This window comes from Clostridium nitrophenolicum, assembly GCF_055391695.1.
This window is the reverse complement of record NZ_AP042469.1, coordinates 5272922-5299031: the sequence shown is the minus strand read 5'-3', so window position 1 is coordinate 5299031 and position 26110 is coordinate 5272922. Positions and strand designations below refer to the sequence as shown.

At 32.5% G+C, this 26110-nt stretch carries 19 protein-coding genes and 1 other annotated feature; of the genes, 17 read left to right on the top strand and 2 right to left on the bottom strand.

Annotation, left to right across the window (positions count from 1 at the left end; translation table 11 throughout):
• The first annotated feature begins 204 nt into the window (after positions 1-204).
• The 14 genes from ACZ5N4_RS25060 to rlmD all read left to right on the top strand — a co-directional run bounded on the left by ACZ5N4_RS25060 (position 205) and on the right by rlmD (position 18705).
• Positions 205-813 carry a metal-dependent hydrolase gene (locus tag ACZ5N4_RS25060; protein WP_464211046.1) on the top strand — a complete coding sequence of 203 codons (609 nt, stop codon included), beginning with the start codon at positions 205-207 and terminating at the stop codon, positions 811-813.
• A 92-nt stretch (positions 814-905) separates the two neighbouring features.
• Positions 906-2771 carry an excinuclease ABC subunit UvrC gene (uvrC, locus tag ACZ5N4_RS25055; RefSeq protein WP_464205353.1) on the top strand — a complete coding sequence of 622 codons (1866 nt, stop codon included), beginning with the start codon at positions 906-908 and terminating at the stop codon, positions 2769-2771.
• Between the two features lie 12 nt (positions 2772-2783).
• A complete protein-coding gene (locus tag ACZ5N4_RS25050) occupies positions 2784-3515 on the top strand; it encodes a PHP domain-containing protein (RefSeq protein WP_464205351.1) in 732 nt (243 codons plus the stop codon).
• A gap of 61 nt (positions 3516-3576) precedes the next feature.
• Positions 3577-4503, top strand: a complete 927-nt coding sequence (gene murB, locus ACZ5N4_RS25045) for a UDP-N-acetylmuramate dehydrogenase (RefSeq protein WP_464205349.1) — start codon at positions 3577-3579, stop codon at positions 4501-4503.
• Positions 4504-4697: 194 nt separating this feature from the next.
• Positions 4698-5582, top strand: a complete 885-nt coding sequence (gene rapZ / locus ACZ5N4_RS25040; RefSeq protein ID WP_464205347.1) for an RNase adapter RapZ — start codon at positions 4698-4700, stop codon at positions 5580-5582.
• Complete coding sequence (locus ACZ5N4_RS25035) at positions 5579-6910, top strand: gluconeogenesis factor YvcK family protein (RefSeq protein WP_464205346.1); 1332 nt, start codon at positions 5579-5581, stop codon at positions 6908-6910. The genes rapZ and ACZ5N4_RS25035 overlap by 4 nt, the downstream gene beginning before the upstream one ends.
• 11 nt (positions 6911-6921) lie before the next feature.
• On the top strand, positions 6922-7875 hold the full coding sequence (gene whiA, locus ACZ5N4_RS25030) for a DNA-binding protein WhiA (RefSeq protein WP_464205344.1): 954 nt from the start codon (positions 6922-6924) through the stop codon (positions 7873-7875).
• Positions 7876-7884: 9 nt separating this feature from the next.
• Positions 7885-9189 (top strand): DRTGG domain-containing protein, encoded by a 1305-nt coding sequence (locus ACZ5N4_RS25025; protein ID WP_464205342.1) that lies wholly within the window; start codon positions 7885-7887, stop codon positions 9187-9189.
• A 49-nt stretch (positions 9190-9238) separates the two neighbouring features.
• Positions 9239-9529 carry a Dabb family protein gene (locus tag ACZ5N4_RS25020; RefSeq protein WP_464205340.1) on the top strand — a complete coding sequence of 97 codons (291 nt, stop codon included), beginning with the start codon at positions 9239-9241 and terminating at the stop codon, positions 9527-9529.
• Positions 9530-9834: 305 nt separating this feature from the next.
• Complete coding sequence (locus ACZ5N4_RS25015) at positions 9835-13320, top strand: DNA polymerase III subunit alpha (protein WP_464205338.1); 3486 nt, start codon at positions 9835-9837, stop codon at positions 13318-13320.
• Between the two features lie 425 nt (positions 13321-13745).
• Positions 13746-14705: a 6-phosphofructokinase gene (pfkA, locus tag ACZ5N4_RS25010; protein ID WP_178906897.1), complete on the top strand. Its 960-nt coding sequence runs from the start codon at positions 13746-13748 to the stop codon at positions 14703-14705.
• Positions 14706-14745: 40 nt separating this feature from the next.
• Positions 14746-16500: a pyruvate kinase gene (gene pyk / locus ACZ5N4_RS25005; protein ID WP_464205335.1), complete on the top strand. Its 1755-nt coding sequence runs from the start codon at positions 14746-14748 to the stop codon at positions 16498-16500.
• A 314-nt stretch (positions 16501-16814) separates the two neighbouring features.
• Positions 16815-17183, top strand: coding sequence for a DUF1540 domain-containing protein (locus ACZ5N4_RS25000; protein ID WP_464205333.1), 369 nt, complete (start codon positions 16815-16817; stop codon positions 17181-17183).
• Positions 17184-17301: 118 nt separating this feature from the next.
• Positions 17302-18705: a 23S rRNA (uracil(1939)-C(5))-methyltransferase RlmD gene (rlmD, locus tag ACZ5N4_RS24995; RefSeq protein WP_464205331.1), complete on the top strand. Its 1404-nt coding sequence runs from the start codon at positions 17302-17304 to the stop codon at positions 18703-18705.
• Between the two features lie 169 nt (positions 18706-18874).
• Here the strand turns inward: rlmD and ACZ5N4_RS24990 are convergent, their stop codons facing one another.
• The gene (locus ACZ5N4_RS24990; protein WP_464205329.1) at positions 18875-19582 is read right to left on the bottom strand and encodes a DUF2238 domain-containing protein; all 708 of its coding nucleotides are present in this window, start codon (positions 19580-19582) and stop codon (positions 18875-18877) included.
• Between the two features lie 381 nt (positions 19583-19963).
• Complete coding sequence (locus tag ACZ5N4_RS24985) at positions 19964-20605, bottom strand: DUF4397 domain-containing protein (RefSeq protein ID WP_464205327.1); 642 nt, start codon at positions 20603-20605, stop codon at positions 19964-19966.
• 278 nt (positions 20606-20883) lie between these two features.
• Positions 20884-21104, top strand: a binding site (T-box leader).
• Positions 21105-21241: 137 nt separating this feature from the next.
• Between ACZ5N4_RS24985 and proS the strand changes: the two genes are divergently transcribed.
• From proS to ftsH, 3 genes are all read left to right on the top strand, one after another.
• Complete coding sequence (gene proS, locus ACZ5N4_RS24980) at positions 21242-22678, top strand: proline--tRNA ligase (protein WP_464205325.1); 1437 nt, start codon at positions 21242-21244, stop codon at positions 22676-22678.
• 265 nt (positions 22679-22943) lie between these two features.
• The gene (locus ACZ5N4_RS24975) at positions 22944-24131 is read left to right on the top strand and encodes a M20 metallopeptidase family protein (RefSeq protein WP_464205323.1); all 1188 of its coding nucleotides are present in this window, start codon (positions 22944-22946) and stop codon (positions 24129-24131) included.
• A gap of 116 nt (positions 24132-24247) precedes the next feature.
• Complete coding sequence (gene ftsH, locus ACZ5N4_RS24970) at positions 24248-26098, top strand: ATP-dependent zinc metalloprotease FtsH (RefSeq protein ID WP_464205321.1); 1851 nt, start codon at positions 24248-24250, stop codon at positions 26096-26098.
• The last annotated feature ends 12 nt before the right edge of the window (positions 26099-26110 follow it).

Sequence of the window (26110 nt, the reverse complement as noted above, 5' to 3'; positions counted from 1 at the left end):
CAAATAAAATGTCGGTAGGCATAGGAAAATTTCTACTGACATTTTATTTTTTTACATTGTATATTTTCCCGGGAAATTTTTTGTTGTAAAAAGTAAAATTATTAAAGCTTTAATGATATAATATAGACAATAATCGAGATATAAAAATAATTTGGTATAAATATGTCTAAAGTTTATATTAGATTATTTTTAAAAGGAGCAATTATGAAGGGTAAAACTCATGCTGGGGTTGGAATAGTCACTTTTTTATCACTTTACAACAGTTTACCGGAAAAGTCTAATTATATTGGTATTATTGTGGTAATTTTGGCATCCATATTGCCAGATATTGACCACCCTAAAAGTGTTATAAATAAGTATATACTTCCGTTTAAAAATAAAGCAACTAAAATTATTCTTTACATGTGCATTGGTATAATATTATTATGGTACGACTATCTTTATACTAAAGAACCTATTATAAAAGCATTGGGAATATCTTTTATAATAATTGCAATATCCTCGCACAGAAATGGGTTAACGCATAGCCTTTCTGGAATGATTATTTTTTCATTTATTGCAGGATACATAGGAAATATGTACAACATACATTATTTAGTATATTATTTTATGATAGGATATGGCATGCATTTATTATGTGATATGACAACTAACAGAGGAGTTCCACTACTATATCCTTTCAAAAGTAAAAAAGTAAAATTTCCTGTTACATATAAGACAAATTCGAAGCTTGGAACTACTATAGAAGAATTGCTTGCAATATTTGGACTTCTATTTGCAATATATAAGATTCCGATGATTTTTTGTAAATAAGAATTAAGGCACATTCAAATAAATAACAAGTCAGTATGGCAGTATATTTTCGACTCGTTATTTATTTTCATATGTCTAATAGGAGTGATTATGTGTTTGATTTTGAGTATCAATTAAAGGTTTTGCCAGATAAACCTGGAGTATATTTAATGAAAAATTCCTTAGGGGAAATCATATATGTTGGAAAAGCTAAGGTATTAAAAAATAGAGTTAGACAGTACTTTCAAAGTTCGAAAAATCATTCAGAGAAAGTTAAGGCTATGGTGAAAAATATAGCTGAATTTGAATATATAGTAACAGATTCAGAAATGGAAGCCCTTATACTAGAATGTAATTTAATTAAGAAATACAGACCAAGATATAATATTCTACTTAAGGATGATAAACATTATCCATTTATAAAGATAACAACAAATGAAGACTTCCCAAGAGTATTTATAACTAGAATGTTAGCCAAAGATGGAGCTAAATATTTTGGACCTTATACAGATGCTTCTGCTGTCTATGAAACAATAGAGTTACTCAAGAAGATATTTCCTGTGAGAAACTGCAAAAAATCTATAAAAGAGGATGGAGAAAAGACAAGACCATGCCTTAATTATCATATAGGCTTGTGCAATGCGCCTTGTGGCGGGAATATTAGCAAAAAGGACTATGGTAAGATAGTTTCTGATATAATAGACTTATTATCAGGAAGAGACAAAAATATATTGAAATCTTTAAAAGAAGAAATGGAACAGGCTTCTGAAAATCTAGAATTTGAAAAAGCAGCAGCTTTAAGAGATAAATTTTTAGCAGTGGGAAAAATTACAGAAAAGCAGAAGATAATTACAGGAAATTTTGAGGATGAAGACTTTATAAATATATATAGCGATGAAAAGGATAGCTGCGTTCAAGTGTTTTTCTTAAGAGGTGGTAAAATAACTGGCAGAGAGCATTTTATTATAGAAAATACTGTTGATGTAGACAAGAAGGAAGTTATTTCTACCTTCATAAAAGAATTTTATGGAGGTACAGCATATATTCCAAAGACAATATATGTTCCAGTTATTGAGGATCAAGATCTTTTACAGGAATGGCTGGGAATGAAGCGAGGTTCAAAGGTAACTATTAAAATGCCTCAAAAGGGTGAAAAGAAAGATACCATTAATCTTGTAGAAAAAAATGCAAAGATGACATTAGAAAATTTTAAATTAAAATTTATTCAGGAAAAAGAACTTTATAAGACATCTTTGAAGGAGATTGCCGATATACTTAATTTAGAGGATATTCCTCACAGAATAGAAGCATATGACATTTCAAATATTCAGGGGGTAGACTCTGTTGGAACTATGGTTGTTTTTGAAGAAGGTAGAGCTAAAAATAGTGACTATAGAAGATTTAAAATAAATACAGTAAAAGGTGCAAATGATTATGATAGTATGAGAGAGATCTTAACCAGAAGGTTTCAACATGGAATGGAAGAAATAAAGGGTATACAGGAGAGACAATTGGATTTAAGCTCAGGCAAATTCTGCATTTTTCCAGATTTAATATTGATGGATGGAGGAAGAGGACAGGTGAATATTGCTCTAGATGTATTAAAGAGTTTTAATATTAGCATACCTGTATGCGGGATGGTAAAGGATGACAAACATAATACAAGAGGCTTAATATACAATAATGAAGAGCTTCCATTAAGTATACATTCTAATGTTATGAGGTTAGTTACAAGGATACAGGATGAAGTGCATAGATTTGCCATAACATATCATAGAAGTCTAAGAAATAAGAGAGTGCTTCATTCCATATTGGAGGATATTCCTGGTATAGGAGAAAAAAGAAGAAAAGAGCTTCTAAAGAAATTTGGAAGTATTGATAGCATAAAGAAGGCAACTTTTGATGAATTAATTGATACACCATCTATAGATAAAAAGGCGGCTCAAAGTATTATAGACTATTTTAAGGGCCAAGATTAGGGAGGTAACTTAATGAAATATGTTTTAGATGCACACACCCATACTGTGGCTAGTGGCCATGCCTATACTACATGGCTGGAAAATGTAAAAGAAGCATCTAATAATGGGATTAAAATTTTAGCAACTACAGATCACGGGCCTAAGATGCCAGGAGGACCACATATATTCCATTTTAATAATCTAAAAGTGTTACCAAGAGAGTTATTTGGAGTGATAATTCTTAGAGGGTGTGAAGCAAATATCTTAGATTTTAAAGGAAATTTGGATATACCGGAAAAAACACAAAAAAGACTGGATGTAATTATTGCTAGTTTGCATGATGTGTGTATAAAGCCTGGTAATAAAGATGAAAATACGCAGGCATTATTAAATGTTATGAATAATGAGAATGTGCATATTATCGGTCATCCAGGTAATCCAGCTTTTCCTATTTGGGAAGAAGAAGTGATAAAGAAGGCTAAAGATAAAGATATTCTTATAGAGATAAATAACGGTTCCTTTAATTCAAGAAGAGGCAGTGAGGAAAACTGTCTTAGAATATCAGAGTTATGTAAAAAGCATGGTGCTAACATAATACTAGGAAGCGATGCACATACTTGTTTTCAAATAGGAAAGTTTCCAAAGGTCGAGAAGGTATTAAGAATGGCAGGGGTAACTGAAGATCTTATAATGAATGTTGATGAGGCTAAATTTATAAAATATTTAAAGAAAAAAGGAAAGCTTCAAGATATTAAGCTTGATTAAGGATTGTACATACATTATACTAAAAATGATACGTAATTTTAATTTTCAAGGAGAATATGTCATGAATAAATTTAAGGATTTTAGTACAAAGTTAACTAATATATTAGATGATGAAAACATAGAAATAGATGCACTAATGAAAAACCATACATCCTTTAAGGTAGGAGGTCCAGTAGATATATTAGCGACCCCTGAAAGCTTTCAGCAAGTAGTAGATGTTATAAAGTTATGTAGAGAGAATAATATTCCATACTACATAATAGGAAATGGAACTAATTTACTTGTGAAAGATGGAGGAATACGAGGTGCAATTATTAAACTATGTAAGCTAGATGATATAAAAATAGAAGGTGAAAAAATAATTGCACAAAGTGGAGCGCAATTAAAAGACGTTTCAGATGTAGCGCTAGAAAACAATTTAACAGGTTTTGAGTTCGCATGTGGTATTCCAGGAAGCATTGGAGGAGCCGCTGCAATGAATGCAGGTGCTTATAATGGAGAAATATCAAATGTTATAGAAAGTGCTAAAATCATAGACAACGATGGAAATATAACAGTTCTGAATAAAGAAGAACTAGAGCTGGGTTATAGAATGAGCTCTATACTTAAACATGGATATACTGTTCTGCAGGTTACATTTAAGCTTCATAAAGGTGAGTACCAAAAAATAAAAGATAGAATAGATGACCTAAATAGAAGAAGAAGCGAAAAACAACCGCTTGAGTATCCATCTGCTGGAAGTACATTTAAAAGACCTGAAGGATATTTTGCTGCTAAACTTATAGAAGATAGTGGTTTAAAAGGAATAAGCGTTGGTGGAGCTGAAGTTTCTGCAAAACACTCTGGTTTTATAATAAACAAGGGAGAAGCTACAGCCAAAGATATCTTAGACTTGATTAAACTTGTACAGGATAAGGTAAAAGACAAGTTTAATGTAGATTTATATACTGAGGTAAGAATTATAGGAGAAGATTGTAGTAATATTTAGGAATTTAAAGTAGATACTATAAAATAGAAAAATGGAGAATTTAACACTAATTCGATGTTAAATTCTCCATTTTATATTCTATTCCTTCTTATAAATTGTTGTGTTATAATTATAAAATGAATGTATATTACATTTGTAATATCAATTTTAATATTAGAAATAATAAAGATAAATCGCTAACAGGAGGGTTGACTATGAGATTTGTTATAGTAACAGGTCTATCGGGAGCAGGCAAAACTCAAGCTATAAGAAATCTAGAGGATTTAGGATATTTTTGTGTAGATAACCTTCCGCCTACATTGATACCTAAATTTGCAGAGGCTTGCTATCAAACCGATGGTAAAATTGATAAGATAGCTTTAGTAATAGATATAAGAGGCGGAAAATTTTTCGATGATCTATTTGAAAGTCTTAAGTATTTAACAAGTGAAGGCTATAAGTATGAAATTTTATTCTTAGATGCTTCTGATGAAGTATTAATAAAAAGATTTAAAGAGAGCAGGAGAAAGCATCCTTTAGCACCAGATGGAAGAATACTAAATGGTATATTATTAGAAAGAAACAAGCTAAGAGAAGTAAAGGATAGAGCTGACAATATCATCGATACATCAAAGCTTGCAACAAGAGAGTTAAGGGAAGAAATAACGAAAATTTATGCAGAAGAAGGACAGATGGAAACAGAATTGATGATAACAGTGCTTTCATTTGGATTTAAATATGGGATACCTGTAGATTCTGATTTAGTATTTGATGTAAGATTTTTACCGAATCCCTATTATATTCCAGAGTTGAAAAAATACTCAGGAAACGATGAGCCTGTTAGAAGCTATGTTATGGGATTTGAAGAAACTAAAGAATTTATTGGCAAATTAGAGGATATGTTGAGCTTTTTAATCCCTAGTTACTTAAAAGAAGGAAAAAGACAGCTTATAGTATCAATAGGTTGTACAGGAGGCAGACATAGGTCTGTAACTATTGCGAATTCAATATTTAATAAGTTAAAGAACAGTGGATATAAGGTGAATATTGATCATAGAGATATAGAGGAAGACACTAATAAAGGTGGTAAAAAACTATGAAGATAGTAGACTGGTTTAGACCGGGCATAAAGGTTAAAAGATGGGTTATGCTTGGGGCCATGGGGATCTTGTTTATAATATTTGGTGTATTAGAATTTGTAAACAGAAGATTCTATAGCATGTACTATATATCATTTTATGTTTTTTTGATTACTTCAGGAGTTTTTGTTTTATACGTGTCTATAACTCAAGGAATGCGTTCAATTATTGCTTTAATAAACAAAGGATACCTGAATGTTTCTTTGGATTCTAGGAAACTTGAAAATTTAATATATGAAAAAAGATTGTTAGTAAAAGGGCCTAAAATTGTGGCTATAGGCGGAGGAACAGGTCTATCTACAATGCTGAGAGGTTTGAAATACTATACTTCAAATATAACTGCAATAGTTACAGTAGCAGATGATGGTGGTGGATCAGGAGATTTAAGAGAGGACTTAGGGATGCTTCCACCAGGAGATATAAGGAATTGTATTCTATCATTGGCTGATACGGAGCCACTTATGGAGGAACTACTTCAGTATAGATTTAAAGATGGTAGATTAAAAAATCAAAGTTTTGGGAATCTATTTTTGGCAGCTATGGATGGAATCTCAAGTAATTTTGAGGAAGCAGTTCATAAGATGAGCTCTGTTCTGGCGGTAACAGGTAAGGTAATGCCTGTTACGTTAGATAATATTATATTAAAGGCTAAGCTCAAGAATGGAACAATAGTAGAAGGGGAATCAAATATTCCAATAGAGGCTATTAAACAGAATAGTTCAATTGAGAAAGTATTTATTGAGCCCAAAAATGCAAGAGCCCTTAAGGAAGCTGTAGAGGCAATATTAGAGGCAGATGCTATAATACTGGGTCCAGGAAGTCTTTATACAAGTGTTATTCCTAATCTTTTAGTTAAAGATATCGCTGATGCTGTAAATAAAACTCAAGCTGTAAAGTTATATGTATCAAATATAATGACGCAGAAAGGAGAAACAGACGGTTTTGGAGTTGAGGATCATATAAAATCAATCTTTAAACATGTTGGAAATAATGTTATAGATTATGTTGTAATAAATGTTGGTAAAATTGATGATGAGCTAGAAGGAAAATATAAGGAAGAGGCATCTCATTTAGTTTCAGTAGATGAAAATGAACTAAAAAAATTAGATGTAAGTATCATTGAAGGTGATTTTATAACAGTTAGAAATGGTCTGATAAGACATAATTCTGAAAAGTTAGCTTCTATATTAATTGAAACTATTATGGACAAAAAATTGTTATTTGATAGAAAGAAAATTATTGAGTATTTCTACTTGTCAGAGCGATTAAAGGAAAATAAAAATAAATAGGGAGAGAGATTATGTCTTTTTCGTTGAAGGTTAAAAATGAAGCTTGTAGATATACGAGTATAGGCAAAGAAGAGGCAGTGGCAGAGCTATCAGCCATAATGAAGGTCAGTGGTACGCTGCTGCTTGGTGGTAATAAGCAGTTTAGCTTTAAAGTTACTACTGAAAATCCTGCCATTGCTAGGTTAATATTTAAAATGCTAAAAGAGCATTTTAATATTCATACAAAGATAATGGTAAAAAGAAGCAATTCCCTTAAAAAAAACAATGTGTATATAATATTAATTGATGAAGCAATGGGTGTGCGAGACTTACTTAAAGAGGTCGGTTTACTAAGAGAAAATGAGAATATATTTTCACTAGATTATAGTATACCTAGAAATATTATAGAGACAGAAGAGTGTAAAAGAGCATATATCAGAGGAGCTTTTTTAGGTGGAGGAAGCATCAGTAACCCAGAAAAGACATATCACTTAGAATTTGTAACTCATGATAATGAATATGCAGAGGACTTAAGTAGTCTTATAAATGAATATGGTTTAAACTCAAAGGTAATACAAAGAAAAAGTAGTTTTATTGTTTACCTTAAGGAAGGGGAACAAATAGTAGATTTACTTAATATAATAGGGGCTCACTCATCTCTTTTAGAGCTGGAAAATGTAAGAATAATGAAGGAGATGAGAAACAATGTAAATAGACTAGTTAACTGCGAAACTGCAAATTTAAGTAAAACTGTGAATGCCGCAGTAAGACAGGTTGAAAGTATAAAGCTTATACAAAAAGAAATAGGGCTTGCTAGACTTCCTAAAAACCTGAGAGAAATTGCAGAGCTTAGATTAAGCTACCCAGATGAATCTTTAAAAGAGCTAGGTGAAATGCTTAATCCGGTAGTTGGAAAATCAGGAGTTAATCACAGATTAAGAAGAATAGAAAAAATAGCGGAGGAACTAAGGAAAGAAGGAAGGTAGGTTTAGATTATGTCAAAGCATGAAGATATAATCAAGTATATACTTTCACTTGAAGTTGGTACAAAGATTTCGGTTAGAAGTATAGCAAGTGCTTTAGGTGTTAGTGATGGAACAGCGTATAGAGCTATAAAGGACTCAGATACATTAGGAATAGTTACTACTATTCCTAGAGTTGGAACAGTAAGAGTAGAAAAGGTTGAAAAGAAAAACATTGAAGCTTTGACCTATGGAGAAGTAATTAATATTGTGGATGGGGCTCTACTTGGAGGGAAGGATGGGATATATAAAACCCTGCACAGATTTGCTATAGGGGCTATGACTATTGATGCTATGGCAAAATATATAACCCCTGACTGTCTTCTTATTGTTGGAAATAGAGAAGAAGCACATAGACTTGCTCTTGAGAACCAATCAGGAGTCCTTATAACTGGTGGATTTGGATGTAGTGAAGAAATAAAGAAATTAGCTAATGAAAAGTGTCTACCAATAATATCTACAACTTATGATACTTTTACAGTTGCCAGCATGATAAATAAGGCTATATCAGAAAATCTTATAAAGAAAGATATAGTTCTAATTGAAGATATCATGGAAACTAATACATACTTTTTGAATGTAAACGATACGGTAGAAAAATGGAAAAAAGTAATTACAGAAACTAGGCATCAAAGATATCCTGTTGTAGATGATGATAATAAAGTAGTAGGAATTGTCACTTTAAGAGATTTATCAAGCAAGGATTCTGATGATGAACTTATAGGAAGAGTAATGCATAAGGATCCAGTAACCTTAACACCAAAAACAACTGTAGCATATGCAGCACACATAATGGGATGGGAAGGTATAGAACTCTTTCCTGTTGTGAAAAATAAAAAATTAGTTGGGGTTATAACAAGAAAAGATGTTATTAAGGCTCTTCAATACATGGCTAGGCAGCCTCAAGCAGCTGAAACACTAGAAGATCTAGTGTTGAAGAAGTTTGAATTTAAAACTAGTGGGGACAAGGGGCATTTTTATGGTAAAATAACTCCTGAAATGTTGGATCCCATAGGAACTGCATCATGGGGCTCTCTAAACATGCTTTTATCAACCATGGGAATTATGACATTGAGACAAAAAAATAATATAAATATACTAGTAGATAGTATAAATACTTATTTTATAAAACCAGTTCAAATGGATAGTATGATAGAAATATATACAGACATAATAGATTCAGGGAGAAATTTCTGCAAAGTTGAAATTGATATGTTTGATAACAAAAGAGACTTAGTGGCAAAGACCTTTTTATCAGCTAAGATATTAAGACGATGAGAAGTTTCATATAAGCAGATATAAATAAAATATAATGGGAGTGATATTAATGTTTACACACGTGGTATTTTTTAAATTGAAAGACAAAAGCAAAGAAAATATAGAGAAAGCAAAAGAAATCATAATGCGTGTAGAAGGAAAAGTACCTACGCTAAAAAGTATAAAAGTCGGAGTAGATGTTGTACGCTCTGCTAGATCCTATGATTTAGCTTTAATAGCGACTTTTGATTCTCTTGCGGATATGGATGAATATCAAGTTCACCCAGTTCACGTAGATGAAGTTTTAACAAATTTAAGACCAATGCTAGAATCAACAGCAGCGGTTGACTTTGAAGGATAAAATGTTGTTGTAAAAAGTTAATACTGTATGCAAGAGCAACATTTATTTTTGTTGCTCTTTTTTATTGACATCAGGAATTTGGGAGAAAGTAATAAGTTAAAATAGACTAGTATACTGACTACTTATTTATTTTTAAGATATTTTAATTCTATAATGAAAATTTACTCTTGGAAAACATATAGTATTAAAATATGTCGATTATAGTGATATAATTTAAGTATAATTTGTCAATATTTTAGTTGAGGTACATTGATTTGTTATTTATTTTCATGTACCTAATGTTTCTTAGGAAAGAAGGTGAAACTATGAATATAGGTAATCCAGAATGGGTGAGTCTACATCAGCATACAGAATACTCACTGTTGGACTGTTCAGCAAAGATTTCAGAGCTTGTATCAAGAGCAAAAGAACTAGGAATGAAAAGTATAGCTATAACGGATCACGGAGTTATGTATGGCTGTGTGGAATTTTATAAAGAGGCAAAAGCCCAGGGAATTAAACCTATAATAGGTTGTGAAATATATGTTGCACCAAAATCCATGCACATAAAGCAAAATGATAAAGAAAATGAAAATCATCATCTTGTGCTATTGATAAAAAACGAAACTGGTTACAAGAATTTGATGGAAATAGTATCAACAGCATCTATTGAGGGATTTTATTATAAGCCTAGGGTTGATCATGAATTTCTAAAGGAACATAGTGAAGGCTTAATAGCATTAAGTGCTTGTTTAGGAGGAGAGATTCAATCCTATATTTTAAAAGAAAATCTAAATAAGGCGAAAGAAACTGCCATTTTTTATAAAGAAATATTTAAAGACGGGTTTTACTTAGAGCTTCAATATCATGGAATGGAAGAACAACTGAAGGTTAATGAGCAATTGATTAGTATGTCAAAAGAGCTAGAGATTCCTTTAGTGGCCACAAATGATGTACATTATATAAGAAAAGAAGATTATAAAGCTCATGATATACTCCTTTGTATACAAACGGGAAAAACTGTAGATGAACAAGATAGAATGAGATATCCATCAGATGAATTTTATCTAAAATCTCCAGAAGAGATGTATGAATTATTTTCTTATGTTCCTGAGGCGTTAGAAAACACAGTGAAAATTGCAGAGCAGTGTAATTTTGACTACGATTTTCATAACTCTAAGTTACCTAAATTCCCGCTGCCTGAAGGTGTAGATCCTTATGATTATATGAAAGAGCTGTGCTATAAAGGATTAAGAGAAAGATATCCAAATATTACAGAAGAGCTAAATGAAAGATTGGAGTATGAGCTTGGAGTAATAAAACAAATGGGGTATGTAGATTACTTCCTTATAGTTTGGGATTTTATAAGATTTGCAAGAGAAAATGGTATAATGACTGGACCGGGAAGAGGAAGTGCTGCAGGATCTCTAATAGCATATACATTAGGAATAACTAAAATAGATCCAATTAAATATAGTTTGATTTTTGAAAGATTCCTAAATCCTGATCGTATATCTATGCCCGATGTAGACTCGGATTTCTGTTATGAAAGACGTGGAGAGGTAATAGATTATGTGGTAGATAAGTATGGTATGGATAGTGTTTCGCAAATAATAACCTTTGGAACAATGGCAGCAAGAGCTTGTATAAGAGATGTAGGTAGAGCCATGGATTATCCATATGCTGAAGTTGATAGAATAGCAAAAATGATTCCTACAGTTTTGAATATAACAATAGACAAAGCATTAGAACTAAGTCCTGAATTAAAAGGAGCATATGATGATGAATTAAGAACAAAGGAACTAATTGATGTTGCAAGAGCATTAGAAGGATTGCCAAGGCACACATCAACACATGCTGCTGGAGTTGTTATTGCATCCCAGCCATTAGTGAAATATGTTCCACTACAAAAAAATGAAGGCAGCATAGTTACACAATTTACTATGGGAACTTTAGAAGAATTGGGACTTTTAAAGATGGATTTTCTTGGTCTAAGAACTCTCACAGTTCTTAGAGATGCAATAAGTATAATAAAAGAGAATAAAGGAATAACAATAGATTTAGATGATATAAATTATGATGATAAAAATGTTTATAAGATGCTAGGTGAAGGCAAAACTGTAGGTGTGTTTCAGCTGGAGTCACCAGGAATGACTTCATTCATGAAAGATCTTAAACCAGATTCATTAGAAGATATAATCGCGGGGAATAGCCTTTACAGACCGGGGCCAATGGCAGAGATACCTAAGTATATCAGAAATAAAAATAACCCAGAGAAGGTTGAATATTTAGCTCCAGAACTGGAACATATATTGTCGGTTACCTATGGGTGCATGGTTTACCAAGAACAGGTTATGCAAATCGTTCGAGATCTTGCAGGCTATTCTCTGGGAAGAAGTGACCTAGTAAGACGTGCTATGTCGAAGAAAAAACATCATGTTATGGAAGAAGAGAGACGTAACTTTATATACGGTATAGTAGATGAAAATGGCAACATAGAAGTACCAGGTTGCATAAGAAATGGAATAGGCGAAGATGTTGCAAATAAAATATTTGACCAGATGATGGACTTCGCAAGCTATGCTTTCAATAAGAGCCATGCTGCAGCTTATGCTGTTGTTACATTTCAAACAGCTTATTTGATGTACTACTATCCTACTGAATTCACTGCTGCTATGTTAAATAGTGTAAAAGGTGATGGTGAAAAGGTTGCTTATTATATAAGGTTTGCAAATGATAGGGGAATTGAAGTACTGCCACCTGACATTAATGAGAGTTATGCAAAATTTACAGTTAAAGCTAATCGAATACAATTCGGCCTTTCTGCAATTAAGAATGTTGGAGAAAATGTTATAGACAGTATAGTAAGATCAAGGGAAGAAAAAGGTAGGTTCGAGGATCTATCGGATTTTTGTAACAAAATTGATGTTAGCTGTATTAATAAAAGAGTAGTGGAGAGTCTAATAAAGGCAGGCGCATTTGATTGTTTTAAAAGCTATAGATCAAGGATGCTTGCTGTTTATGAAAAGATATTAGATGGCATAAGTAATTCAAGAAAAAGAAATATAGATGGACAAATAAGTCTATTTGTAGATTTTGAAAATGTACAAGATATTAATATTAAGATACAGTATCCAGCTATTAAGGAATTTGAAAAAAAATATATTTTAGCAATGGAAAAAGAGATGACAGGATTATATCTGTCAGGTCATCCATTAGAAGAATATGAGCAAACACTAAAATTACAAACTAGTATAAAAATTTCAGATATATTATCTAATGAAATGTTAGAAGAAGGTTTGATTCAAGAATCAAAGGTAAAAGATGGGGATATGGTAATATTAGGAGGGCTGGTTACTGAAGTAACAAAAAAAGTAACAAAAAATAATGATATTATGGCTTTTGCAAAATTAGAAGATTTATATGGCGCAATAGAAGTTGTGATATTTCCTAAAGTACTACAAAGGTTCAGAGATTTAGTTAGCGAAGACAGCATGGTAATAATAAGAGGAAGGGTTAATATTCGAGAGGATGAGCAACCTAAGGTGTTATGTGAGGTTATAGAACCATTAATCAAAATAAATACTGAAAAGTTATATATACTAATAGAAGAAGAGAAATTTTTAAAAAATACTTTAAATGATTTGAAATCTATGCTTTCTGGTTTTAAAGGTGTGACTCCAGTTTACTTATGTACAAGAAAGGAAAGAAAGAAATTTAGAGTAGATAGAGAATTATGGGTGGATAACGATTTAGAATTGATGTCGGTCTTAAAATCTAGGTTTGGAGAAGAAAATGTTAAGATAATGTAGTATTAAGGCATCTTCAAAAAAATAACTAGTCCATCTGCTAGTCTAATTTGTGTCATACTGCGTCGAAAGAACCCTTAGATAGGGTCGGCTATCTGCGGAACCTTTCTCCTTGTCTGACACAAAATATCCGTCGCATTTTTGGACTTGTTATTTTATTTCAGATGCCTAAGTATATTTTTAATTTATAATAAGCAAAATATTAGAGAGGAATATTGAGTCCTCTCTAATATCTAAAATAAAATAATTAAGTTTACAAAAATGATTGAATATTTGAATGAGTTTTATTAAAATTAATACTATAGCGTGATGAAAATATAGTAAATTTGTGTTATAATATAAATTACTATTAATAAGACGAAAAATGATGAATTTTGTATAATCTTCGTGGGACATAAAATGTCCCGGTGGTCATAGGAGGTATAAATATGAAGACAATTGCTGTGTTAACAAGTGGAGGGGATGCCCCTGGTATGAATGCTGCCATAAGAGCGGTAGTAAGAACTGGATTAGACAAAGGCTTTAGGGTAATGGGAGTTCAAAGAGGATATAGTGGACTAATAAATGGTGAAATTTTTCCCATGGACAGACATAGTGTTGCAGACATCATACAAAGAGGTGGAACTATATTAAGAACTGCACGTTGTGCAGAGTTTAAAACAGAAGAAGGAAGAAAAAGAGGAGCAAATATATTAAAAACCTTTGGAATCGATGGTCTTGTAGTCATTGGTGGAGACGGTTCTTTTAGAGGAGCTCAGCTTTTATCAAAGCTTGGAATAGCAACTATAGGATTGCCAGGTACAATAGATAATGACTTACCATATACAGACTATACAATAGGTTTTGATACTGCGATAAATACTGTTTTAGATGCTATAAATAAGTTAAGAGATACTTCAACATCACATGAAAGAGTAAGTATTGTGGAAGTTATGGGAAGAAATTGTGGAGATATAGCTCTCTATGCAGGTCTTGCAGGAGGTGCGGAAAGCATAATTGTTCCTGAAAAAGGGTACAATCAAGATGAATTATGTAGAACTATACTTGAAGGCAAATTAAGAGGAAAAATGCATAATCTAATAATTTTAGCTGAAGGTATAGGCGGAGCTGATGATTTAGCAAAAAAAGTGGAAGGTATTACAGGTATTCAAACAAGAGCTACAATACTTGGACATATTCAGAGAGGCGGAAGCCCAACTTGTATGGATAGAGTTTTAGCATCAAGAATGGGATATAGAGCTGTTGAATTACTACAAGAAGGCAAATCATCAAAAGTAGTTGGAATAAAAGATGGAAAGATATTTGATATGGATATTGACGACGCTCTAGCGGTTGAAAGACAATTTGATGAAAAACTCTATGAAATAGCAAATGCATTATCATACTAATAAAAAATAAATTTTTAATTTAAGTTAAGGAGAGTAAACTATGCAAAAGACTAAGATGATCTTTACAATTGGGCCTGCTAGTGATAGCGAGGAGATATTATCAAAGTTAATTGAAGCAGGAATGAGTTGCTCAAGACACAATTTTTCTCATGGCGATCATGCAGAACATGGAGAAAGAATAAAACTAGTAAAAAAGTTAAGAGAAAAATACAATAAACCAATAGGTATAATTCTTGATACTAAGGGTCCTGAAATAAGAACAGGATACTTTCCAGAAAAAGTAGAATTAGTTGAAGGAACAAAATTCACTATAGTTTGCGGAGAAGACGTAGAAGGAGATGCTACAAAATGTAATTTAAGTTATCGCGAGCTATATAAAGATGTTGTACCAGGCAACATGATACTAATGGCAGATGGCTTAATTGGACTCGAGGTACAAGAAGTAGAAGGAACAAATATTCATTGTATAGTAAAAAATAGCGGAATGATAAGCACTAAAAAGAATGCTAATGTGCCTAATGTAAAAACAAACTTACCTTCCTTTACAGAAAAAGATGTTGATGATTTAAGATTTGGTTGTGAAGTAGGAGTAGATTATATAGCAGCATCATTTATAAGAAAGGCTTCAGACGTTTTAGCTGTAAGAAAACTTTTAGAACAATTTGGAGGACATGATATACAAATAATCTCCAAGATAGAAAATCAAGAAGGTGTTGACAACATTGATGAGATAATCAAGTTTTCAGACGGAATAATGGTTGCAAGAGGAGATATGGGTTCAGAGATTCCAATAGAGAGAGTTCCATTAATTCAGAAGATGATAATTGAAAAGTGTAATAAAGCAGGTAAATTTGTTGTAACAGCTACACAAATGTTAGATTCAATGGAAAGAAACCCAAGACCAACAAGAGCAGAAGCCTCTGACGTAGCTAATGCTATTTTAGACGGTACTGATGCTGTAATGTTAAGTGGAGAGTCAGCAAATGGAAAGTGGCCTGTAGAGGCTGCTAGAACAATGGCAAGAATAGCTATGGAAGCTGAATCTAGAATAAACTATGAAGAATTATTAACTAAAAAGAGAGAGACTCATATTTATAATGTAGCTAATGCTATAAGTTTAGCTACATGTACAACAGCATCAGGATTAAATGCTTCAGCAATTATTACAGCTACTCAAAGCGGACATACTGCTAAAGTTGTATCTAAATACAGACCAGCGTGTCCGATAATTGCAGTAACTCCAAGTGATAAAGTTGCTAGAAAGCTAGCATTAAATTGGGGTGTGTTTCCGATACTTGCAGAAAAGGTTAGCTCAACAGACGCATTAATAGAAAAATCTGTTGAGATTTCATTGCAAACTGGATATGTTAAGAAAGGTGATCTAGTTGTAATAGCAGCTGGAATACCTGTAAGCTATTCAGGAACCACTAATATGCTTAAAGTCCATATAGTTGGAGACATATTAGTTCAAGGTAGAGGTGCAGGTAACAAGCCAGGATATGGTACTGCTAGAATAGTCAAAAGTGCTAAAGAAGCAGATGAAACTTTAGAAAAAGGCGATATTTTAGTTGTAAGAAGCCTAGATAGAGAATATCTGTCAGTATTAGGCAGAGTTAGTGGAGTTATAGCAGAAGAAGGTGGATTAACATCTCATTTAGCTATAGAATGTATTACAAGTGAAGTTCCTCTTATCTGTGGAGCTGGTGGTGCTACTGAAATATTAAAAACAGGAGCATTCATAACAATGGATGTTACAAGGGGAATTGTTTATAATGGAAGAGCGAATATAATGTAATATGACAGGTTGTTGAGCCCATAAAGCCAACAACCTGTTTATTATAATTGCCACTATTTAAATTATGCTTATAAAAATGAAAAAAATATCATATTTTTTATTTTACCATTGAAGATTTATGTAAAAATAATGTATAATAAAAAAATATGTGGTTAAACTAATATGATGAGAAAACAAGAGACAACTGATTCTATATTAACTTAGCACCTTTTAAAAGGTGCACTTTTTTTATATTAAATTTTGCACTTATAAAGTATAAAATTTCTCAAAGAAAAGAAACTATATTTATGTAGTTTTGGATAGGAGGAATTATCATGAGTGGAAAGCTAAGATGTAGTGCAGAACGTTGTGCAAATAATGTAAATAAGTTTTGTGTAGCAGCAAGTATTCATGTAAATGGCAGCTCAGCACATTCAAGTCCAGAAACAGATTGTGATACTTTTTTGGAAAAAGGTGATATATATTCGACATCTCACTTTACTAATAGAAATTTATCTGGAGAATTCACTCAGTTATTTAGTGGAGAATCAGTAGAAATAAGTCCAGAAATTGCTTGTGAAGCAGAAAATTGTATATATAACGTTAATAAATTATGTAGTGCAGATTTTGTTCAGATAAATGGGGAAGAGGCACACTCAAGTGAACGTACTCAATGTGGAACCTTTAAAGAGTACAACCAATAAGCGGATTTGCCGCTTATTTTTTTGCAGTATAGGTTTTAATGGACAAAACAATCAGGAAAATGTAGAATATTGAGGTAAGATTTTAATGAGGTAAAACTATAATATGGCGGGTGAGAGTATGAGTAAAACTATTCCGATAGAAAAAAACAAAGAATATATATTAGATATAACTGGTATGGGCTATGAAGGTGAAGGCGTAGGAAAGATTAATGACTTTACAGTATTTATTAATGGTGCTTTGTTAAACGAAAAGGTTAAGATAAAAATAATAAAAGTAAATAAAAACTTTGCAATCGGGAAACTTTTAGAAGTTGTTGAATCATCAAAAGATAGAGTAGAGCCTATTTGTAATACTTACAAAAGGTGTGGTGGATGCCAACTTCAGCATTATTCTTATAATGCACAGCTAAAGTTTAAGACAAATAGGGTAAAGGACTGCATAGAGAGAATAGGTAAGTTGGATGTTGTAGAAGAGGGCGAAGAAAAAGAAGATAATGATATAGTTATACATAATACAATAGGCATGAATAATCCTTATAGATATAGAAATAAGGTACAGCTGCCTGTTGGTAAAAAAGGCAGCGATATTGTAATAGGATTTTATGCACCTAGAAGTCACGAGATAATCCACATGGATGCTTGCAATATTCAAGATGAAACTGCTGATGAAGTAGTTAAGCTAGTTAAAGCTTGGATTGAAAAATGCAATATAGAAACTTATAATGAGGAAATGCACAGCGGAATAATAAGACACATAATGATAAGAAAAGCTTTTAGGACAAAAGAAACCATGGTTGTAATAGTAACTAAAACCAAAGATATTCCACATGCAGATGCTCTTGTAAAACTAATTACAGAAAATATAAAGGATATAAAGAGCATTATACAGAATGTAAATGATAAAAGAACAAACGTTATTCTAGGGCAGCATTGTAAAACCTTATGGGGAAATGATACTATAAGTGATTATATTGGAGACTTTAGATTTAATATATCTCCTCTTTCATTTTTTCAGGTAAATCCAATACAAACTGAAGTGCTTTATAACAAAGCTTTAGAATATGCAAACTTAACAGGTAATGAAACCGTATTTGATGCTTATTGTGGCACAGGTACAATATCTCTGTTTTTATCACAAAATGCTAAGAAAGTTTATGGAGTTGAAATAGTGCCTGAGGCTATAGAAAATGCTATAGAAAATGCCAAGCAAAACAACGTTAGTAATGTAGAGTTTATTGTAGGACAATCTGAAAAAGTTATTCCAGAACTTATAGAAAAAGGCATAAAAGCAGATGTGGTGGTTGTAGATCCTCCAAGAAAAGGGTGTGAAAGAGTGCTTTTAGATGCGATAGCTAAAATGCAGCCAAAGAGAATAGTATATGTATCCTGTGATCCAGGAACTCTAGCTAGAGATTTGGGGATATTAAATGATTTAAATTACAAAACTGTAGAGATTCAACCGGTAGACATGTTTCCTCAGACCTCACACGTGGAGACAGTTGTGAAGATAGTAAAGAAATAGGCATTGAGCACTTAGTGAAGCGATAGCAGTGTCCTCAAAATGTTGCCAAAGGTATAGTACCTCCTTCTATGATTTTAGTATTCTAACATAGAAGGAGGTGATAAGTTTACATAAAATATTTTACAACCTCTATATGACACCGCAATATAGGGATTGATATTTATCTAGCCTAATTAATCTTGCGGCTGAACATTAATTTTTCATGCCAGTTTTTATCGTACTTAATAGAGATATAACCTATTATAGACATTGCAAACGCACCAATACAGTCTACCAACAAATCGGCCATTGTATCTGAAAGCGCATAGTGTCCTACGAACAAGGTCCCGTTCTCTGTCCCGAATTTCTGCATATTGGTTCCCAATAATCCGTCTGCAGCATACTCATAAAACTCCCAAACGACACCAACAGTTACAGCAAAGCAAAACGAGAAAAATGCGACAAATACAGGTGTAAGATAAATCGGGACTTTTTCGGTTTTGTTCAGAAAGCTTATTACGGTAAATCCTAATGCACCTATCATAGCACCACTGAATGTGTGTAAAATCATATCCCAGTTGGGAATTCTGTAGTAAAAGTTCTTTACCTCTCCTAAATAAATTGCACAGTAAAGAAATGCAGAATAAACAAATATCATATTTGTTGGTATGCTTACTTTTAAACGTTTTTCTGTAAAGCCCGGAAGCAACATTGCAAATGTGCCGAGTATACACTGCAAAAGCATCAAAAAGTAGTCGCTCTTTACTCTTACATCGGGATTATAAAGCGGTGCGACTGTGGGTGCCATAATCATTCTGATTGTTACAAAAACAGAGGATAATATCATTGTTACAAAAACAAATTTTATAAAATTCCTTTTGCTAAATATTTTTTTCATTCTTTTACCTCCTCTTTTCATTATTATCACCAGAAAACAATATTTCAACATCTTGATTTCTACCGTCACTTATCTTTGAAAAAATATATTGTTCAAGATCTGAGTTTAAATGAAAATCATCAGGTTGGAAATAGCGTTTAAACCGCTGTCATCTTTGTACAAGAATATTTCCATTCTGCTTTCTGTACAAACATTTTATTATAATTAATAATCGTTCTTAATAAATTATATCACTTTTATACACTCAAGGCACGTTGAAACAGTAATTAAGCTAGAAAGGAAATTATAAGCCAACGACCCAAGCTAGTTAGAGTATAGCAGCTAACAAATAAGTATAATGAAAGCGAAGGTAACATAAAAAAATACCTTCGCTTCATTGTGTTATCTTGGTTCTGGTGCCACTATAGCTTCTAAAGCCGGAGATTTTCCAGTTAGGCCAACTGCATAGATAGTATAGTAATTATTAGGCTCCAGCTGAACATTAGGAACAGTTAATACTATATCGTCAGTACCAGCAAGATTGATTATGAAGGTATATGTTCCTGGAGGAATGCAAGCGTAATCTGTAATACCTTTATAAACAACATTTCTGAATACTTTTGTACCGTCAGATAAATTTATGTCAACAGCTGGTGCGTTTGGAGAAAGATTAATAAATCTTACACAAGCTCTTCCAAAATTCTGAGCGGTGGTTGGTTCTTGTATGGTATATAAACTAATGTTAGGAAAAGTTCCTATTGCGGCTATATTAAATACAGTATTTGCAGGAATATTTATATTAGCATCTATAATAGGATTCGTAATTTGTCCTGAAGGATAAACTTTAATATTATAGTTACCAGGAGGAACAGGCAGATATTGCGAAAATTCCTTGTAAGCAAGATTCTTTACTATAAGATTTCCGTTGGCATAAATGTCTAAATTTGGGTCATTAGGAGAGGCGTGGAATATTCTAATATAAGAATTCATTTGGTTAGCTCTGTAGTAATAATCTGTCATATCAGCATATTGACAATAAAGCATTGACTTTCTCCTTTATATTTCTGATCTATATTATAATATGAAATAAATATTAAAATGTTCGTTTCATAAAGAATATGTAACATTTTATTTCATTTGAAATATTATGATAGAGAAACTAAAAAATAAGGAGATTACTTAATGAGTAACTATAGATAATTACATAATTAAGACTGTGTAAAAAAATTGTACGTGAATATTAAAATTTTAGTTTGATAATCTATTGACAATTTTATATTTATGTTTTATCATATAAAATAAATTTAAAAAATTTCAATATTACAAAAATAAGGAAGAGGATTAGTAGAAATTTAAGCTTTTTTAAAGAGAGGGAATGTAAGGTGAGAGATTTCCAAAAAGCCATTTTGAACCTACCTCGGAGTTCTGTACTGAAATAGTAGTAGGATACAGCGGCTAATTTCCGTTAAGAAATTAAGAGTGAATATATTTTTACAAGTATATTAATAAGGGTGGTACCGCCGATACAGCCTCGGTCCCTATTTGGGATTAGGGGCTTTTTATATTGCATTTAATTACCTTTTATTACTAAATTGCGCAATGTTGGTAATAATATCAGTTGATGATTATTTTAAGTATCAAATTCTAATTAAACTCAAAAATTATTGGAGGAGTATTTAAATGGATAATGGAAAAAAATTAGTAGAACAAATAACACCTATGGATGTTGATTTTGCACAATGGTATACAGATATCGTTAAAAAAGCAGAGCTTGCTGATTATTCAAGTGTTAAGGGATGCATGATTATTCGCCCTAATGGTTATGCAATTTGGGAAAATATACAAAAGTACGTAGATGCAAAGCTTAAAGAGTATGGACATGAAAATGTATATATGCCAATGTTTATACCAGAAGGTCTACTACAAAAAGAAAAAGATCACGTTGAAGGATTTGCACCTGAGGTTGCATGGGTAACTCATGGAGGAGATGACGAATTAGCTGAAAGATTAGTTGTTCGCCCAACATCAGAAACATTATTCTGTGAGCACTATGCAAAAATTGTTCAATCTTATAAGGATTTACCAAAGCTATACAATCAGTGGTGCTCAGTTGTAAGATGGGAAAAAACAACTAGACCTTTCTTAAGAACAACTGAATTCTTATGGCAAGAAGGCCATACAATCCATGAAACAAAAGAAGAAGCTGAAGCTCATACACTTAAGATACTAAATATGTATTCTAAATTATGTGAAGATATGTTGGCGATGCCAGTAGTTATGGGTAAAAAGACGGAAAAAGAAAAGTTTGCTGGTGCAGATGACACATATACAATCGAAAGCTTAATGCATGATGGAAAGGCATTACAAGCAGGAACTTCACACTATCTTGGTGAGAATTTCTCAAGAGCATTTACAATCCAATTTTCAGATAGAAGTGGAAAGTTACAATACCCACATTATACTACATGGGCAGTAACTACAAGATTAATTGGAGCAATAATAATGGTTCATGGTGATGATAGTGGTTTAAAATTACCACCAAGAATTGCACCAACTCAAGCGGTAATTATTCCTGTTGCTCAGCATAAAGAAGGAGTACTTGAAAAGGCAAAAGAATTAAAGGAAAGATTAGCTAAGGTTGTAAGGGTTAAGCTTGATGATAGTGATAAGATGCCAGGTTGGAAGTATAGTGAATATGAAATGAAGGGTATTCCACTAAGAATAGAAATTGGTCCAAAGGATATAGAGAAAAATCAAGCTGTGTTAGTAAGAAGAGACAACAGAGAAAAAACAATTGTTTCATTGGATGAAATTGAAACAAAGGTTCAAGAGATGTTAGATATTATTCATAATTCAATGCTAGAAGAAGTTACAAGAACTAGAGATGAAAAAACTTATGTAGCAACAACTATGGAAGAATTTGAGGATATTATTGAAAATAAACCAGGATTTATTAAGGCAATGTGGTGTGGAGATAGAGCTTGTGAAGATAAGATAAGAGAGGTAACTGGCGCTACATCTCGTTGTATGCCATTTGAACAAGAGGTTGTTTCAGATACATGTGTATGCTGTGGCAAAAAAGCTAAACATTTAGTTTACTGGGGAAGAGCATACTAAAAATAAAGGTTGCTATATTTTGGATAGCAAGTATATTATAAACTTAGCGTTAAGATTTAAAGTAAATTGTTATAATTATGAAAATTAGTTTTTTAATAAATAAAGAATGAGGATATACTAACCTCATTCTTTATTTATTAAAGATTAATGTTAGGTTATTTAGGTCTTTGACAATAGTTACTACATTAATTGAGTTTAGCTTTATTTTTAATTAGCTAGATAGTATACTTTAATAAAGATTTTAGTATAAAAGAGGTGGATATTGGTGTATGAAAGTATAATTTTAAAGAAGGCAGAAGCCATAAAAGATAAACTTATAGCTATAAGGAGAGATATACACGCTCATCCCGAAATAGGACTACATGAAACAAGAACTGCAAAAATAATAGCAGAGATGCTGGAGCAGTACGGCATAGAGGTTCAAAGGAACGTTGGAGTTACAGGTGTCGTTGGGGTACTTAGAGGCAAATACCCAGGTAAAACCATACTTTTAAGAGCAGATATGGACTGTTTAAAAATTGCAGAGGAAAATAATATTAAATATAAATCTGAATACCCTAATTTAATGCATGCCTGTGGGCATGATGCTCATGTTTCATGGCTTATTGGTGCTGCCGCAATTTTGTCTGAGCTTAAGGAAAAAATAAAAGGAAATGTAAAGTTCTTATTTCAGCCTGCAGAAGAGAAGGAAGGTGGAGCAGAAAAGACAATACATAGTGGGGTGTTAGAGAATCCTAAAGTAGATGCAATTATAGGAGCTCATGTTTGGCCTAATATTGAAGCTGGTAAAATAGGGATCAAATCTGGACCATTAATGGCTGCGTCAGATAACTTTAAGATAAGCATATATGGGAAAGGTGGGCATGGAGGACAGCCGCATAAATGTATAGATCCAATAGCCGTTGCTTGTGAGATATATATGGCCCTCCAAACTGTAATAAGCAGGAAGGTAGATCCATTAGAGCCTGCTGTTATAACTATAGGAAAATTTAATTCAGGCTCAGCTCATAATGTAATACCGGATAAAGCAGAGATGGAGGGAACTATAAGAACGTTAACCTATGAAGTTAGAGATAAAATCCCTGATATTATGGAATCTATTATCAAAGGCATAAGTTTAGCTAATGGTGCTAAATATAATTTTGAATTCATTCCATATCATGCACCAGTGATAAATGATAGTGAAGTTACATCAGTTGTAGGAAAGGCTGCCAGCAAACTACTAGGACATAAAAATGTAATTATAGTTGATAAGCCCACTATGATAGGTGAGGATTTTTCAAGTTTTGAGGAGAAAGTTCCAGGGACATTTTTTTGGGTAGGCACATACAACTCCAAGAAAGGAATTATTAAGCCTCTTCATAATCCAGAATTTAATATAGATGAAGACATAATATATAAGGCAGCTGCTGTTTTTGCTGAATGTGCTATAGTTTACTTAAATGAGAAATAAAATATAGATAATTTTAAAATTACTTTAAAATAATTTGTAAAATCTATTAGTAAAAGTAGTTTTATTGTTATAATATAATTATATGATTTATAATTATGTTGATATGGAGGCTTGACATGTTTAGTAATAAAAAGTTTGATGGTAATAAACTTAAATATGGAATTTATTATGCAATAGTGGTCGCTATTATTATGTTTTTTCTTAATGATTATATGGTTAATGTAAAAACTCAACATATAAAGTATAGCGATTTTATGACATATGTTTCTCAGAATAAAGTCAAAGAGGTACAAATAACAAGAGATAAAATAGTTATTACTCCTAAAACCAAAGAAGGAGAAAAAAGCAAAATATTATATACTGAGAAAGTTGATGATCCTGATTTAATTAAAAAACTAGATGCAGCACATGTACAGTATGGGGGAGCACCTCAAGAGAATAATCCAATAAAGAATTTTTTTATAAATTGGATACTTCCAATAATAATATTTATGTTTCTTGGTAGAATTCTTTTTGGAAGACTTGATAAGAAAATGGGAAGTGGGGTTATGTCTTTTGGGAAAAATACAGCAAAGATATATGCAGAAAATGAAACAGGTGTAAACTTTAACGATGTAGCTGGGCAAGAAGAGGCAAAGGAATCTTTGGTTGAAATTGTAGACTTCCTTCATAATCCTAAAAAATATACGGATATAGGAGCTAAACTTCCAAAGGGAGCTCTGCTTGTAGGTCCTCCAGGAACGGGAAAAACCTTATTAGCAAAAGCAGTAGCTGGAGAAGCCAAAGTGCCATTTTTCTCTATATCAGGATCAGCATTTGTAGAAATGTTTGTAGGAATGGGAGCTTCTAGAGTTAGGGATTTGTTTGAACAGGCACAGGAGAAAGCACCTTGTATAATATTTATAGATGAAATAGATGCTATAGGTAAAAGCAGAGAAGGTAACATAGCTGGAAATGATGAGAGAGAACAAACCTTAAATCAATTGCTGGCAGAAATGGATGGATTCGATTCATCTAAAGGTGTTGTAATTCTAGCGGCTACTAACAGACCAGAGGTATTAGATAAGGCTCTTTTAAGACCAGGTAGGTTTGATCGAAGAGTAATAGCAGACAGACCAGATTTAAGGGGTAGAGAAGAAATCTTAAAGGTTCACTCAAAGGGTGTCAAAATGTCCGAAAGTGTTGATTTGAATGCTATAGCTAAAGGAACTCCAGGTGCGGTAGGTGCAGATTTAGCTAATATAATTAATGAGGCAGCTTTGAGAGCGGTGAAAAGTAACAGGAAAGAAGTAATGCAAGAAGACCTAGAAGAAGCTGTTGAAGTAATAATTGCTGGTAAGGAAAAGAAGGATAGAATATTATCTGATAAAGAAAAAAGGTCAGTAGCTTTCCATGAGGTAGGTCATGCGTTAGTAGCAGCCCTTTTAAAAAATACAGATCCAGTTCATAAAATCACCATAGTACCTAGAACTATGGGGGCATTAGGGTATACTATGCAGCTTCCAGCTGAAGAAAAATATCTAATAACAAAGGAAGAAATGATAGATCAAATATGTGTAATGTTAGGTGGGAGAGCTGCAGAAGAAGTAGAGTTTAACACTATGTCTACGGGAGCTTCTAATGATATAGAAAGAGCAACACAAACGGCAAGAAGTATGGTAACAATGTATGGAATGTCAGAAAGATTTGATATGATGGGGCTTGAATCTATTCAAAATAGGTATTTAGATGGAAGGCCAGTGTTAAACTGCAGTGCTGAAACTGCTGCTATTATAGATGAGGAAACACTGAAAATAATAAAAGAGGCCCATGAGAAGGTTATAAACTTACTTAAAGATAATAGAACTTTACTAACAGAGATATCAGAGAGGCTATTAGAAAAAGAAACACTTATGGGAAATGAATTTATGGAAATGGTAAAAGGGGATAAATCATTAGAAAATCCTTCGGTAGAAGAACAAAAGTAGAATGGAGATTTT